The sequence below is a fragment of the Amycolatopsis solani genome (assembly GCF_033441515.1).
Lineage (GTDB): Bacteria > Actinomycetota > Actinomycetes > Mycobacteriales > Pseudonocardiaceae > Amycolatopsis > Amycolatopsis solani.
Genome location: NZ_JAWQJT010000002.1, coordinates 157,213 through 170,986, shown reverse-complemented (window position 1 = coordinate 170,986; position 13,774 = coordinate 157,213). Strand labels below are relative to the sequence as shown.

The following is a 13,774-nucleotide window of genomic DNA, read 5'->3' as shown; positions in this document are numbered from 1 at the left end:
CCCCATGTCCCCGACAACGCACCCGTTCGCCCACCTGAGCGCGGAGCGGCTCGACGAACTCGCCCGCGAGTTCGACGCCATCCACGACGAGGTGCGCGCCGACCTCGGCGAGCGCGATCGCCGGTACATCACCGGCGTCATCCGGCTGCACCGGCAGATCGCGGTCGCCGGCCGCGCCCTGCTGCTCGGCTCGCGGTCCAAAGCGGCCTGGGCGGCGGGCACCGGTTGCCTCGCCGTCGCGAAGATCCTGGAGAACATGGAGATCGGGCACAACGTCCTGCACGGCCAGTGGGACTGGATGAACGACCCCTACATCCATTCGTCCACTTGGGACTGGGACACCGCCTCGACCGCCGCGGCGTGGAAGCACTCGCACAACTTCATCCACCACACCTACACCAACATCCGCGGCAAGGACAAAGATCTCGGCTACGAGATCATGCGCATCGACCCGCACCAGAAGTGGCATCCCGCGTACCTGGCACAGCCGCTGTACAACCTGCTGCTGATGGCCTTCTTCGAGTGGGGTGTCGCGGTCCACGACCTCGACGTCGAAGCTATCCGCGCCGGCGAGAAGCCGCTGAAGGACGTGTGGCACGACATCAAGGGCATCTCGGGCAAGGCCCGCGACCAGATCCTGAAAGATTACGTCGGCTGGCCGCTGGTGAGCGCGCTCGCCGCGACCGCCGCCGGACGGCTCGTGCGCCCGGAACCCCGTTCCCGGGCCCGGGTGCTGGCGGACCGGGCGCGTGGCCGGCGCCGGAAGGGTGCCCTGCGCGCCCAGCTCGCCGCGGTGCGCCGGGAAGGCGGCGGCACGTTCGCCGCGACGTTCTGGGCGGACTTCACCGCCAACATCATCCGCAACCTGTGGGCGCACTCGATCATCTTCTGCGGCCACTTCCCCGACCAGACCTACACGTTCAGCCAGGAAGAGGTCCGCGACGAAACCCGCGGCGGCTGGTACGTCCGGCAGCTCGTCGGCGCGGCCAACATCACCGGCTCCCCGCTGTTCCACCTGCTCAGCGGCAACCTCGGCTACCAGGTCGAGCACCACCTGTTCCCGGACATGCCCAGCAGCCGCTACGCCGAGATCGCCCCGCGGGTCCGGGACATCTGCCACCGGTACGGCCTGCCGTACAACACCGGCCCGCTGTCCCGCCAGCTCGGCACGGTGCACCGCACGATCCTGCGCCTGGCCTTCCCGGGCGGCAAGCCGCGCGCCAAGCCCGGCCCGTACCCCGGCGACGAGGTGGCCCGCGCGGCGTGAGCAGCGCCGGCGGACCTTGGCGCGCGGGCGGGTTCGCCACCGCCGAGCACACCGGCGACCTGCGGCTTCGGATGCGGCGGATCGGCGGAGAACGCGCCGGAGCTGGCCGACGCCGGCCGCTCCCCGGCCGAAAGGTCGACGGCTGCCTGCCGCATCACGCGCGATGGATCGGCGGAGCGCGCGCCAAGCCCGGCCCGTACCCCGGCGACGAGGTGGCCCACGCGGCGTGAGCAGCGCCGGCGCGGGCGGGTTCGCCACCGCCGAGCACACCGCCGAGCACACCGGCGACCTGCGGCTTCGGATGCGGCCGATCGCCGGAGAACGCGCCGGAGCCAGCCACCGAGAGCACGCCGGCGGGCCCGCCCGCCATGAGTGCCATTTGCCACCTGCAAATTGCAGATCCAACCGGAACACCCCGCCGCCGCCGTTAATCGGAAAATGAATTCCGGACAAGATCATCGGCCACGCGAATGACTCACCGGAATTGCGAAAATCAAGTTGCTCCGAACGGACGTACTCAGACGTGCCGTCGGCACATACCTTGACAGCCGGGGGAAATCGCACGTGACCACCTGGCAGGAGAGCACCTTCGATGACGATCGACCTGGCGTTGAAAGAAGCGATGAACATTCCCGGCGCCGTCGGCGCCACCCTCGTCGACTACGACAGCGGAATGTCCCTCGGTTCACTGGGTGGCGGCGACTGGCTCGACCTCGACATCGCGGCGGCGGGCAACACCGAGGTCGTGCGCGCGAAACTGCGTGTGATGGCTTCACTGGGTCTCGAAGACTCGATCGAGGACATCCTCATCACCCTGCACCGCCAGTACCACGTGATCCGCCCGCTGTCGGCCCGGGGCAACTCCACCCTGTTCCTCTACCTCGTGCTGGACCGCGAACGAGCGAACCTGGCGCTCGCGCGGCACAGCCTGAAGCGCATCGAGACCAGCCTGTCCGTATGAGCGGTGCCGACACCGACAGCGCGTACCTCCGTGCGCCGCTGCCGATACGCAAGCCCTCGTCCGCGAACACCGCACCGCCGCCGGGTCCGGCGGTCACCGCGCCGTCGCCCGATCCGGCCCGGACGCTCGAAGCCCTGCGCGGGATCCGGGACAAGGTCGACCAGGTCGCCGGGCTGCTGGTGGCCACCCACGACGGGCTGGTGCTGGCCAACGACACCGAGACGATCGAGGCCGACAGCGTCGCCGCCATGTCGGCGGCGGCCATCGGCCTCGCGGCGCAGTTCACCGCGCAGGCCAAGATCGGCGAGTCGCGGTGCGCCATGTTCGAAGGCAGTTCCGGCTACGTGTGCGTCTTCCCCGTCGAAGCCACCCTGCTGCTCGTGGTGTTCGGCGAACCGGACATCACGATGGGGTTGTTCACGCTCGCCGCGAAACAGGCACTGACGCTGTTGCGGCACACGCCACTGGCCACCGGCGGTCCGCGGCGGTGAAACCACGCGGTACCCCTACGCCGTATGCGTTCCGGAGGTAGCGGCGGCCGGGCATCTGCGTGACGATGGGAACGCTGGCATCGGACAAAGGAGTTCGCATGGTCAAAGCGTTCAGCCGTCGCACCGCCCTGATCACCGGCACCGGGATCACCGCCGGTCTCGCGCTGCCCGGCCTCGCTACCGCCACCCCCGCCGACGACGTCCGGTTCACCCTCGGCGCCGAAACCCTCGACGGCGGCGAACAGATCACCTCGCTCACGCTCAGCACCGCCCGGTTCGGGCCGATCGACCCGGCGAGCCTCACCCCCACCACGTTCAGCGTGCACGTCAAGGCCACCAGCCCGATCGACACCGGCGGCCAGGACATCGGCTACGACCTCGACCGGCCCGTCACGGCCGCGCGGCTCGACCGCGGGAACATCGTGCTCGACCTCAGCTACGCCGAAGGCCGGACCGGCGGCGGCACCCTCGGCTACGTCAACAGCAAAGGCCGCAACGTCCGGCTCGACCTGGTCTACACCATCACGCAGAACGCTCCCGTCCGGCGGCACGGCCGTCCCGTCACCTTCACCGGGTTCAGCCAAGGCCGCCTGGCCAACCCCGAAGTCGACGCTTTCACCTACCACGTCTCGGGTTCCGGGATGAAGTACCGGCTCTACTCCCCCGCGCCACGACGAGGCCGGAGACCGCTGGTCGTCTGGCTGCACGGCGGTGGAGAAGGCGCTTCCCTGCCGGACGGCTACTACGACAACGAGACGACGTTGCGTGCCAACCGCGGCGCCCTCGGCTTCGCCACCCGGGAAGCGCAGGCGATCTGGGAAAGCGCTTACGTAGTGGCTCCGCAAAGCACCGCCGCCTGGATGGACGACGGTCCCCGCTTCGCCCCGCTCATCCGCGAAATCGTCCGGGACGTCGTCCGCGCCCACCCGGTCGACCCCGCTCGCGTGCACGTCGCCGGCTGCAGCAACGGCGGCTACATGAGCCTGAAGATGACCACCGTCTACCCCGGCACGTTCGCTTCGTCGGTGCCGATCTGCGGTGTCGTGGCCGGTCGGAAGGCGGGTGATCCGCCGCTGATCCCGGACGGCGAGCTGACCGCGATCGGCACCCCGACCTGGCTGATCGCCTCCCGCGACGACGACACGGTCGACCCGCTGGCCAACTCCGTCCACGCGCACGACCTCATCCCGCGGGCCGAACTGACGCTGTACGACCACGTCGTCTGGAACGGACACCAGTTCCCCGGGCACTGGTCGTGGATCTACGCCGCCCGCAACGACCCGAGCGCTCACGGCACCCACCTGTGGCAGTGGATGGCGCGGCAGCACCGCCGGGTCGGCGGCGGGTGATGCCGTCAGGCGAAGCCGAGTGAACGATCGTCGCCCGCCAGCACCGCGGCGCGGGTGCGGATCAGCTCCGCGCCGGGCTCGACCGCGAAATCGCACCGCAGCCGGTCGTGGACCCGCTGGTACACCGCCAAGGCGTCGGTCCGCAGGCCGCGGGCGTAGAGGGCACGCATCAGCAGCGCCGCGACGGGCTCGCGGTGCGGGTGGGCGGCGAGCACGGTGGAGAGCTCGTCGGCGGCCGAGGCGTACCGGCCCAGCCGCAGCTGCGCGTCCGCTTTCCGCTGCGCGAGGGAAAGCCGGTACTCCCGCAGCCGCAGCCGCTCGCCTTCGGCGAAGGGGCCGGGCAGACCGGCCAGCGGTTCGCCCTGGAAGAGCCCGATGGCGTCCGCGCACCGCTCGGCCGCGGTGGTCAGGTCCCCGGTGTCCGCGGCCGCCTTCGCCTCGAGGTCGAGCTCTCGCAGCCGCGTGAGATCGGTCCGGACGCCGTTGCTCGCGAACAGGTAGCCCGCGCGGCCGCGGCGGATCACCGACTCCTTGCTGGTTTCGTGGGCCGCGCGCAGGCAGGACCGCAACCGCAGCACGTACGTCGGCAGCACGCCGGTGCCGGTGCCCGGTGGCTCGAGTCCCCAGACGTCGTCGAGGAGCCCGTGGTCGGTGACCACGACGTCCGGGCGCAGCAGCAGGGCGGCCAGCAACGCCTGCTGCCGCACCGGGCCGAGGTCGAGCGCGGCCGTGCCCCGCCACGCGCGCAGCGGGCCGAGCACCGAGAACCGCAGCCGTGCCACCGAAGGCCGCGGCGGGGGTGGCGGGGGTTCGGCGGTGGCCCGCGCGGTCGTCACGATGCCGTGGTCGAAGGCGTACACGACGGCCGCGGCCCGGTCGCGCAGGCCGAGTTCCCCCATCAGGCGGCCGAAGCGGGTTTTCACCGCCGCTTCGGAAATGCCGAGCGAGGCGGCGATTTCGGCGTCGGTGCGGCCCCGGCCGACCGCGCGCAGCAGCTCGAGCGCGTCCGTGGTCAGCGATCCCGGCGCGGGTGCCGCCGGCTCGGCCGAGTGCCGGAAGGTGGTGAGCACGCGGGCGGTGACGGCGACGTCGAGCCACGCGTCGCCCGCGGCCACCGCCCGGACCGCCCGGATCAGGTCCTCGGCGGGCGAGTCCTTCAGGACGTACCCGACCGCGCCCGCCCGCAGCACGCCGGCGAGCAGCTCGTCGTCGTCGAACGTCGTCAGGGCCAGCACCGGCGGCCGGGGACCGGCCCCACGCAGCCGCCGGGTCGCTTCGATCCCGTCGACGTGCTTCATCCGCAGGTCCATGACGACGACGTCGGCTTCGGCCGCGGCGAGAGCCGCGGGCACTTCGCCCCCGTCGCCGCACTCGCCGACGATGGTGAAACCGTCGCGCTGCCGCAGGATGCGGCGCAGGCCGGACCGCACCAGCTCCTGATCGTCCACCAGCAGGACCCGGATCACGGTGCCGCTCCGGACGCCGCCGGCGGAACGGCGAGGTCGACGAGCCAGTCGCCGCCGTCGGGCCCGGCGCGCAGGCGGGCGCCGATCTGTTCGGCCCTGGCCGCCATCCCGGTCAGCCCCGAGCCGTCGGCGGAGAACTCGGCGGGCCGGTCGGGCAGGGTGTTGCGGACGCTCAGGCGGACCTCGTTCCGGCCGACGCGCAGCCGGACCCGGGCGGTGCTGCGCGGGGCGTGCTTGGCGATGTTCGCGAGCGATTCCTGCGTGATGCGGTAGAGCGTGAGCCCGGCCAGGTCGGTCACGTCGGCGGCGTCGCCTTCCTGCTCGAAGTGGATGTCCAGGCCGGCCCCGCGGGTGTGGGCGACGAGCCCGGCGATGTCACCGGCCCCCGGCAGCGTGTGCCGTTCGGCCGGGGCGTGCGAGAGCAGCCGGACCGTGCGGCGGATGTCGGTCATCGCCGCCCGGCCCACCCGCTCGGCCTCGGTGAGCCCTTCGATCGCTTCGTCGACGTCCCGGTCCTGCTGCAGCGCGCGACGGGCGCCGGTGAGGTGCAGCAGCGTGATGCTGAGCGAGTGCGCCACGACGTCGTGCACCTCGCGGGCGATGCGCTGGCGTTCGGTGAGGATCGTGTGCTCCCGCTCGGCCTCCCGCCCGGCGCGCTCGGCGGCCAGCGCGCGGACGTACCAGCGGAGCATGAACCCGCCGGAGTGCCCGAGCAGCACCGCCGCCAGGTACACGGCCGCCCCGGTCAGGCCGGGGCCGGCCGCCGCCCAGCCGAGCACCGCGAGGTCGAGCCCGAGGAACAGGAACGCGACCGCGGGCCGGGCGATCGAGGCCACCTCGGCGGCCAGCACCACCAGCACGATCGGCGCGAAGTCCGGCAGGCGCGGCTCGGTCAGCAGGATCGCGACCGCGCCGGCCACCGTGACGCACTTGATCCAGACCGGGAGGATGCGGCCGGTGCCCAGCCAGACCAGGCTGGTCGCCACGGTGAGCAGCGCGGCGAGCGCGAGCACCGGGACCGGCAGCACGCCCGCCCGCTGGGCGACGGCGGTGGCGGCCAGCAACGCGGTGAACGCGTTCGTGCAGACCGCCACCCACCACGGCAATGCGATGCGGGACTCGGCGAGGCTCGCTTCCAGCCGATCCCGCATCTTCACAGCTTCACCCTAGGGGTCGGTTCGGGATCAGGGGTAGTAAACGCCGTTGTACCACTGGCCGCCGGCGTCGTCGGAATAGACGTCGACGTTGAAGTTGTAGTTCCCGTGCTTGCCTTCCCAGAGGTATCCGGGCAGGCCCGAAGCCGCGTCGATGTCGCAGATGACGTCATCGGTGCACAACGTCAGCGTCGGGATGTTCCCGAAGAAGTCGTCCACCCCGGCGAGCGGGGCACCGGCGACGGGCGCGATCAGCGGGTGTCCCGCCGCGCCCGCGTTGCCCGGCCCCGGCGCGCGCTTCGGATCCGCGATGAGCACGGCGTTCACGTTGTCGATGGTCGGCCAGTTCTCGGTGACCCAGGTGTGCACGACCGCGGCGCCGAGCGAGAACCCGACCGCCTTGACGTGCTGGCCACCGCAGGCGTTGCGCTGGTCGCGGATCAGCCGGTTCAGCTCGTTGACGCCCTGGCGGGCGTTGTAGCCGATCGGCTGGGCCGGGTAACCGACGCGCTGGCTGATGTTGCCCTGCCAATAAGGGGCGTTGGAATCGTTGTCCCCCGTTCCGCCGACCACGATCGTGTAAGTCCCGTCGCACGACGCGGCCTGCGCCGTCGGGGAAAGCAGGCCCAGCCCCGCCGAAGCGAGAACGCCCGTCAGGAAAAGCGAAACCTTCTTCATTCCAACCCCCTTGCGTTGTCGCGGCCCGAATGACCGCGACACGGGGAATGCTGCCGAGCGATCATGAAATTCCGATGAAACCGGTTCACCCGGTCATGCGGTACCCGGCCGGCACCCACCCGCGGTCGACGGCCTTGGCCCCGGCCTGGAACCGGCTGCGCGCACCGAGCCGGTTCATGATGTCGGCGACCATCCGCCCGACCGTGCGGACCGAAATGCCCAGCTGCGCCGCGGCCGATTCGTCGGTGCTGCCGGAGCAGAGCAGCATGAGCAGGTCGCGTTCGCGCGCGGTGAGCATCTCGTCCTCGGTGGCCTCCGACGGCCCGAGCGGCACCGCGGTCCGCCACGCCCGTTCGAACAGCCCGGCCGTCGCGGTGACCATCCCGGCCAGCCGGAAGGCCGCAACACAGTGACATCCCCGGCCTGACCGCTCGGCGGGCAGCACGACGGACTCGCGGTCGAGCACCAACGCCTCCATCGGCACCTCCGTGTCGGTGCGCACCCGCGCGCCGGCGAGTGCCAGCGCCCGCGCGGTGCCCGACAGCCGCGCCGAGTCGGGGAACAGCGCCCGGCAGGGCACCCCCGCACGCAGGTTCGCGTGGGCGATCCGGCGGAACTCGCCCACGGAAGCCGCACCGGTGCCGGCACTCATGAGCAGGACCTCGCTGACCGCCGTGTCCGGCACCGCCCCCTCGACGAGCCTGAGCCCGCTCCCCTGCTCCATCGCGCCATCCCCTCGTTCCCCACGCCCGATGTCGACTTGTCGAACCCGCCCGCACACCCGGACCGGGGACACTAGGGCCCGATCATGAAATTCCGATGAAACGCCCGCGTCCGGTCATCGGCCGAGCTCGGCCTGCTCAGGCGGGGCAACCGCCGCCCGCCTAGATTGGGTGGCATGACCTCGATCGCCGAGAAGGCCACCCGTCTCCAAGCGCTGCACGCCGCACCCGAACTGCTCCTCGTCGTCAACGTCTGGGACGCGATCACCGCCAAGGTCGTCGCCGAGACGCCCGGCACCCAGGCCCTCGCGACCCCCAGCCACGGCATCGCCGCCTCGCGCGGGTACCCGGACGGCGAGAAGATCCCGCGGGACGAAATGATCTCCGAGATCGCCCTGATCGTGCGGACGGCGGGCGACCTCCCGGTCACCGCCGACCTCGAAGCGGGCTACGGCGACCCCGGCGGCACCGTGGCCAAGGCGATCGAGGCCGGCGCGGTCGGCGCCAACCTCGAAGACCAGATGAAACCGCTCGCGGAAGCCGTGAAGGCCGTCGAAGCCGCCGTCGCGGCCGCAGAGGCGGCGGGCATCGACTTCGTGCTCAACGCCCGCACCGACGCCTTCCTCAAGACCGACCCGGAGACCGCGCTGGCCGAGGCGATCACCCGCGGCCGCGCCTACCTCGACGCGGGCGCGTCCAACTTCTTCGTGCCCGGCAAGCTCGACGAGGACCAGGTGGCGCGGCTCGTCGGCGAACTCGGCGAGCGCAAGGTCAACCTCATCGGCATCCCGGGCTCGATCCCCCTGGCCCGCGCGCAGGAACTCGGCGTCTCCCGGGTGTCCTACGGGCCGTGGAGCCAGAACGTCGCGCTCACCGCGCTCGCGAAGCTGGCCGAGGACGTCTACGCCGGCGGCGGGCTGCCCGCCGACACCCGCAAGCTCAACTGAGCCGCCGTTGTCCCCCGGGCGAGCTACCGGACCTGCTCGCTCCGGGGTGACGTTTTCCCGGGCCGCTGCTCGCTAATTTCGTCGCCGTCAACGCGGGCGGCGGACCGGAAGGGTGCGCCGCCGCGGAAAACCGGAGGGCGGGCACCATGAGGAAGACACGCGGCACGAGGGTCGCCGCGGCGCTGGCGGTCATCACGCTGACCGTGGCCGCTTGCGACAGCGCGGACGACGAAGACGCTCCGGCGGCCGCGGCGCTCGCGTGGGGACCGTGCCCGGCGGCGGCGCCCGGCACGACCCGGGATCCCCGGCTCACCTGCGCAAAACTGAAGGTCCCGCTCGACTACGGCCACCCGGACGGCCCGTCGATCGACGTCGCGGTCTCCCGGCTGGGCGCCACCGATCCCGCGAAGCGCCACGGCGTCCTGCTGCTGAACCCCGGCGGCCCGGCGCTGCCCGGCCTCGACACGCCCGGCGCGATGGCGCCGACGCTGCCGAAGTCCGTCCTGGACGGCTACGACCTGATCGGCTTCGACCCGCGCGGCGTCGGGACCAGCACCCCGCAGAGCTGCGGACTCGACAACCCCAGCGTGGCGGCGCTGTTCCCCTACCCCGCCGCCGACGGCTCGATCGACGCGAACGTCCAGGCGGCCCGCGCGACGGCCGCCAAGTGCGCTGCCCGACCCGACCTGCGGTACTTCACCACCGCCAACACCGCGCGCGACCTCGACCGCGTCCGGGAAGCGCTCGGGGAAGCCAAGATCTCGTACTGGGGCCAGTCCTACGGCACCTACGTCGGGACCGTCTACCGCTCGCTGTTCCCGGACCGCACCGATCGCGTGGTCCTGGAAGGCAACGTCGATCCCGCGCACGTCTGGGCCGGCGAAGCGGAGAGCTGGGGCAAGGGAATGGCCGAACGCTTCCCCGACGCGGCCGCCGTCGCCGCCGCCCAGAACGGCGTCCTCGGGCTCGGTGCCACCCCGGCCGAGGTCACGCGGACCTACCTCGCGCTGGCCGACCGCCTCGACCGCACCCCGGCGCCGGTCCCCGGCACCCCGCAGGCGGTGAACGGCGCACTGCTGCGCGGCATCACCTACGCGCTGCTGATCCACAACGACACGCTGCCGGTGCTGGCCCAGGTCTGGAAGGCCGCCGCGGACCTGGCCGACGGCCACGTCACCGAGGCCGACGGCCAGGTGCTCCAGCAGGTGTTCGCCGAAACCCCACCCGCCCCGGGCGTGCCCGCGGACAACCAGGCGACCATGTTCCTGGCCCTCACCTGCGGCGACGCGCAGTGGTCCCCCGACGTCGCCGGCTACGCCCGCCGCACCGCGGCCGACCGGAAGACCTGGCCCCTGACCGCGGGCATGCCGTCGAACATCTGGCCGTGCGCGTTCTGGCCCCAGCCGATCGAGAAACCGATCACGGCCCGCGGCGGCGGCGCGCGCACGACGTTGATCCTGCAGAACCGGCGCGACCACGCGACCCCGTGGGATTCCGCTCTCGGGTTGCGCCGGGCGCTGGGTGACAGCGCGGTGCTGGTCGGCGTCGACAACGGCGGCCACTACGTCTACCACGAGGGTTCGGCGTGCGCCGACAGCGCGACGGTGGCGTTCCTGGACACCGGACGGCTGCCGGAGCAGGACCTCGACTGCACCGACGTCGCACGCCACTGACGTCCCGCGCCCTGCCTCGCTAGGCTCGCCGCCATGCCGACGCTGGGACGTCTCCGGAACCGCTGGGCGCGCGTGACTCCGGACGCCCGGGACGCGGCACTCGCCGCGGTCTTCACCGCCGCCGCGTTCGTGCCGGGGCTTTCGATGCTCGGGGCTCAGTTCGGGGATCTGCCCCGGCACGACGGCGGGCTCCCGGCCGTCCTGCTCGTGCTCGGGCAGACACTCCCCCTCGCGGTGCGCAGCCGGTGGCCCGCCGCGACCCTCGTGGTCGTCGCGACCTCCTTCGCCGCCCACGAAGTGCTCGCCTACACCCCCACGGTCGCCAGCCTCGCGTTGTACTTCGCGCTCTACTCGGCCGGCGCGCGCGAGGAACGGTTCCGCCTCGCGCTGCCCGTCGCGCTTTCGGTGGAGTACCTCGCCTTCGCGGTGCTGGTCACCTTGCGCGGGTCGCCGTCGGACCTGGTGCCCTTCGTCGTCTACTACGCGGTCCTCGTGCTCTTCTGGTCGCTGGGTGTCCTGGTGCGGCAACGACGACGGCAGGAGGCCGAACGGCGGCGGCTCACCGCGCGGGCCGCGGCGGCGGACGAACGGGCGCGGCTCGCCCGCGAGCTGCACGACGTCGTCACGCACCACGTGACCGCCATGGTCGTGCAGGCCGACGCCGCCCGGTTCCTGCCGCCCGAGAACGCGCCCGAAGCTTTCAAGGCGATCACCGGGTCCGGGCGCGATGCCCTCACCGAACTGCGGTTCCTGCTCGGGGTCCTCGAAGCGACCGGGGCGCGGACGCCGGGGCTGAGCGCGCTGCGGGGCCTCGTCGAGCAGCCGGGGCGGGTGGTCCAGCTGGTCGAAGCGGGCGAACGTCCGGCGCTGCCGGCGGAAACCGAGCTCACCGCGTACCGGATCGTGCAGGAAGCGCTGACCAACGCGGCCAAGTACGCCGCCGGGCGGCCCGCGACCGTACGCGTCGGCTACGGTGCGGACCTCCTCGAAATCGAGGTGACCACCGAGGGTCCGGCGACCGCGGCCGGTGGGCTCGGCTCCGGCGGGCGCGGGCTGGCCGGGTTGCGCGACCGGGTCGACGCGCTCGGCGGCCGGTTCAGCGCGGGACCGTCGGGCGACGGGTTCCGCGTCCGCGCCGCGTTCCCCACGACCGAAATCCCCGTCAGGAGCGACCGATGACCGACGGCCCGATCCGGGTGCTGATCTGCGAGGACCAGCAGCTCATCCGCGCGGGGTACGTGGCCGTGCTCGGCGCCCAGCCGGACATGGAAGTGGTGGGACAGGCCGAAAACGGCCGCGCCGCGCTGACCGAGATCGGCCGGCTGCGCCCGGACGTCGTCGTGATGGACATCCAGATGCCGCTGCTGGACGGGATCGAGGTGACCCGCCGCGTCGCCGGCCCGGACGCGGCGATCCCGGCGAAGGTCCTCGTCGTCACGACGTTCAACATCGGCCAGTACGTCTACGACGCGCTGCGGGCCGGGGCGAGCGGGTTCCTGCTCAAGGACGCGCCCCTGGACGAGCTCGCCGAAGGGGTGCGCACGGTCGCCAGGGGCGAATCGCTGCTCTCGCCCGCGGTGACCCGGACGCTGATCGGCCGGTACGCCGACCGGATCCAGCCGGTGGCGCCCGCCGACGGCCCGCTGGACCGGCTCGCACCGCGGGAGCGGGAGGTGCTGAAGCTGATCGCCGGCGGCCTGTCGAACGCCGAGATCGCGGCCGAGCTGGTGCTGAGCGTGGAGACGGTGAAAACGTACGTCTCGCGGATCCTCACCAAGCTGGACCTGCGGGACCGGGTGCAGGCCGTGGTGCTGGCCTACCGGACCGGGCTGGTCAGCGCCGCGGGATGAGCTTCGCGCGGCGCAGCAGCAGCGCCGTCACCACGCCGCAGCACAGCAACGCGAACAGGCCGGCTTCCGGGCCGAACGACCCGCCGGTGAGCGCTTCCGGTCCGGAAAGGACGGTCCGCAGCAGGCCGGGTTCGGTGTCGGCGCCGGAGACCGCGGTGCCGAACACGCCGCCCTGCAGGAAGTTCCACGCGAAGTGCAGGCCGATCGGCAGCCACAGCGACCGCGTCGCGGTGTAGGCGACGGCGAGCATGGCGCCGCCCTCGACCGCGATCGCCAGCGTGCCCCACAGGGTGGCATTGCCGTTGACCAGGTGCGTGAGGCCGAACAGCAGCGACGACACCACGATCGCGACGACACTGCCCGCGCGTTGTTCGAGGATGCGGTGCAGCACGCCGCGGAACAGCAGTTCCTCCGTCACCGCCACCGAAGCCATCGCACCGGCGGCGCCGAGGCACGCCCAGAACGAGCCGCCGGAGACGTCGGCGCCGGTGAAGACGAACGCGAGCAGCATGGTCGCGAGGAAGGCGCCGGCGCCGATCAGCGCGCCGCGGCCGAGCGCGCCCCAGTGTCCAGGGGTGGCCAGTTCCGCGACGTCGTCGCGGTTTTCGACCCGCCGGACCACCCACCGGTAGGCGAAGACGGCCCCGGCGGCCGCGCCGAGCCCGGCCAGGAACCGCAGGACCGGCACCCCCGCCACGAGCGCGTCGACCCCGCGGGCCGCGACCAGCAGCGCGGCGGTGGCCAGGAGCAGGACGGGGAACCGGAAGCGCCGCAGCGCCGGCTTCCGCTCGGTGGGGCTGGTCATCGGGGTTCCTCTCGCCGGGCTTTTTCCGTGGTGCGGCGAGATTAGGAGCGGGAGCCGGGCCGCCGCGTCACTCCGTGCCGGACACCCGGGTAGCTCGCGAGAGGGACACCGCCGCGGCCCCGTCGTTACGACATCCGGTGGTAATTCGCACGCCGGAACCCCCTGCCGACGACGATCAAGCCCCTTCACGCACACTCACCGTGTCGCGAAAGGCGCGTCTCGTCGCTCTTGAGTGTGGCGATCGCCGGCGGTTCTTCAACGTCTCGGCGCAGTGCGGACCTGATCTGCGTGGGTCCCCCTGACCAGGCATGACCCGTTGGGACACTTGACACAGGGCGGTCCGGGTGACGTCTTCCCCGCCCGCTAACGAATTGCCGCGCCTGCCGTCTCTCACAGGCAACCCACACCGGA

General features: G+C 72.3%; 13 protein-coding genes and 2 pseudogenes. 8 read left to right on the top strand and 7 right to left on the bottom strand.

Annotated features, from left to right (window positions below):
- The first annotated feature begins 4 nt into the window (after nucleotides 1-4).
- Complete coding sequence (locus SD460_RS21685; protein WP_318306628.1) at nucleotides 5-1,267, top strand: fatty acid desaturase family protein; 1,263 nt, start codon at nucleotides 5-7, stop codon at nucleotides 1,265-1,267.
- Between the two features lie 154 nt (nucleotides 1,268-1,421).
- Here the strand turns inward: SD460_RS21685 and SD460_RS21680 are convergent, their stop codons facing one another.
- Entirely contained in the window at nucleotides 1,422-1,646 is a 225-nt protein-coding gene (locus SD460_RS21680; protein WP_318306627.1) for a hypothetical protein, read from the bottom strand.
- Between the two features lie 213 nt (nucleotides 1,647-1,859).
- On the opposite strand from SD460_RS21680, the gene SD460_RS21675 reads away from it, so the two are divergent.
- The 3 genes from SD460_RS21675 (at nucleotide 1,860) to SD460_RS21665 (ending at nucleotide 4,068) form a co-directional block, all read left to right on the top strand.
- The gene (locus SD460_RS21675) at nucleotides 1,860-2,228 is read left to right on the top strand and encodes a hypothetical protein (protein ID WP_290057166.1); all 369 of its coding nucleotides are present in this window, start codon (nucleotides 1,860-1,862) and stop codon (nucleotides 2,226-2,228) included.
- On the top strand, nucleotides 2,225-2,719 hold the full coding sequence (locus tag SD460_RS21670; RefSeq protein ID WP_290057168.1) for a roadblock/LC7 domain-containing protein: 495 nt from the start codon (nucleotides 2,225-2,227) through the stop codon (nucleotides 2,717-2,719). Before SD460_RS21675 ends, SD460_RS21670 begins: the two co-directional genes overlap by 4 nt.
- Before the next feature lie 98 nt (nucleotides 2,720-2,817).
- The gene (locus tag SD460_RS21665) at nucleotides 2,818-4,068 is read left to right on the top strand and encodes a PHB depolymerase family esterase (protein ID WP_290057169.1); all 1,251 of its coding nucleotides are present in this window, start codon (nucleotides 2,818-2,820) and stop codon (nucleotides 4,066-4,068) included.
- 5 nt (nucleotides 4,069-4,073) lie between these two features.
- Here SD460_RS21665 and SD460_RS46990 read toward each other — a convergent pair.
- From SD460_RS46990 to SD460_RS21645, 5 genes and pseudogenes are all read right to left on the bottom strand, one after another.
- Nucleotides 4,074-4,760, bottom strand: a pseudogene (locus tag SD460_RS46990) (AfsR/SARP family transcriptional regulator); the annotation flags it as partial.
- 141 nt (nucleotides 4,761-4,901) lie between these two features.
- Nucleotides 4,902-5,534, bottom strand: a pseudogene (locus tag SD460_RS46985) (response regulator transcription factor); the annotation flags it as partial.
- A complete protein-coding gene (locus SD460_RS21655; protein ID WP_318306626.1) occupies nucleotides 5,531-6,685 on the bottom strand; it encodes a sensor histidine kinase in 1,155 nt (384 codons plus the stop codon). The pseudogene SD460_RS46985 and the gene SD460_RS21655, both read right to left, overlap by 4 nt.
- A 33-nt stretch (nucleotides 6,686-6,718) precedes the next feature.
- Entirely contained in the window at nucleotides 6,719-7,366 is a 648-nt protein-coding gene (locus tag SD460_RS21650; protein WP_290057173.1) for a cutinase family protein, read from the bottom strand.
- An 85-nt stretch (nucleotides 7,367-7,451) separates the two neighbouring features.
- On the bottom strand, nucleotides 7,452-8,090 hold the full coding sequence (locus SD460_RS21645; RefSeq protein WP_290057175.1) for a helix-turn-helix transcriptional regulator: 639 nt from the start codon (nucleotides 8,088-8,090) through the stop codon (nucleotides 7,452-7,454).
- 174 nt (nucleotides 8,091-8,264) lie between these two features.
- Here SD460_RS21645 and SD460_RS21640 point away from each other — a divergent pair, with 174 nt between their 5' ends.
- The 4 genes from SD460_RS21640 to SD460_RS21625 all read left to right on the top strand — a co-directional run bounded on the left by SD460_RS21640 (nucleotide 8,265) and on the right by SD460_RS21625 (nucleotide 12,558).
- The gene (locus SD460_RS21640; RefSeq protein WP_290057177.1) at nucleotides 8,265-9,035 is read left to right on the top strand and encodes an isocitrate lyase/PEP mutase family protein; all 771 of its coding nucleotides are present in this window, start codon (nucleotides 8,265-8,267) and stop codon (nucleotides 9,033-9,035) included.
- A 146-nt stretch (nucleotides 9,036-9,181) separates the two neighbouring features.
- Nucleotides 9,182-10,708, top strand: a complete 1,527-nt coding sequence (locus SD460_RS21635; protein ID WP_290057180.1) for an alpha/beta fold hydrolase — start codon at nucleotides 9,182-9,184, stop codon at nucleotides 10,706-10,708.
- A 33-nt stretch (nucleotides 10,709-10,741) separates the two neighbouring features.
- Nucleotides 10,742-11,887 (top strand): sensor histidine kinase, encoded by a 1,146-nt coding sequence (locus SD460_RS21630; protein WP_318306625.1) that lies wholly within the window; start codon nucleotides 10,742-10,744, stop codon nucleotides 11,885-11,887.
- Nucleotides 11,884-12,558, top strand: coding sequence for a response regulator (locus SD460_RS21625; protein WP_290057184.1), 675 nt, complete (start codon nucleotides 11,884-11,886; stop codon nucleotides 12,556-12,558). The genes SD460_RS21630 and SD460_RS21625 overlap by 4 nt, the downstream gene beginning before the upstream one ends.
- Here the strand turns inward: SD460_RS21625 and SD460_RS21620 are convergent.
- Entirely contained in the window at nucleotides 12,542-13,363 is an 822-nt protein-coding gene (locus tag SD460_RS21620; RefSeq protein WP_290057186.1) for a CPBP family intramembrane glutamic endopeptidase, read from the bottom strand. The genes SD460_RS21625 and SD460_RS21620 overlap by 17 nt on opposite strands.
- Nucleotides 13,364-13,774: the final 411 nt, after the last annotated feature.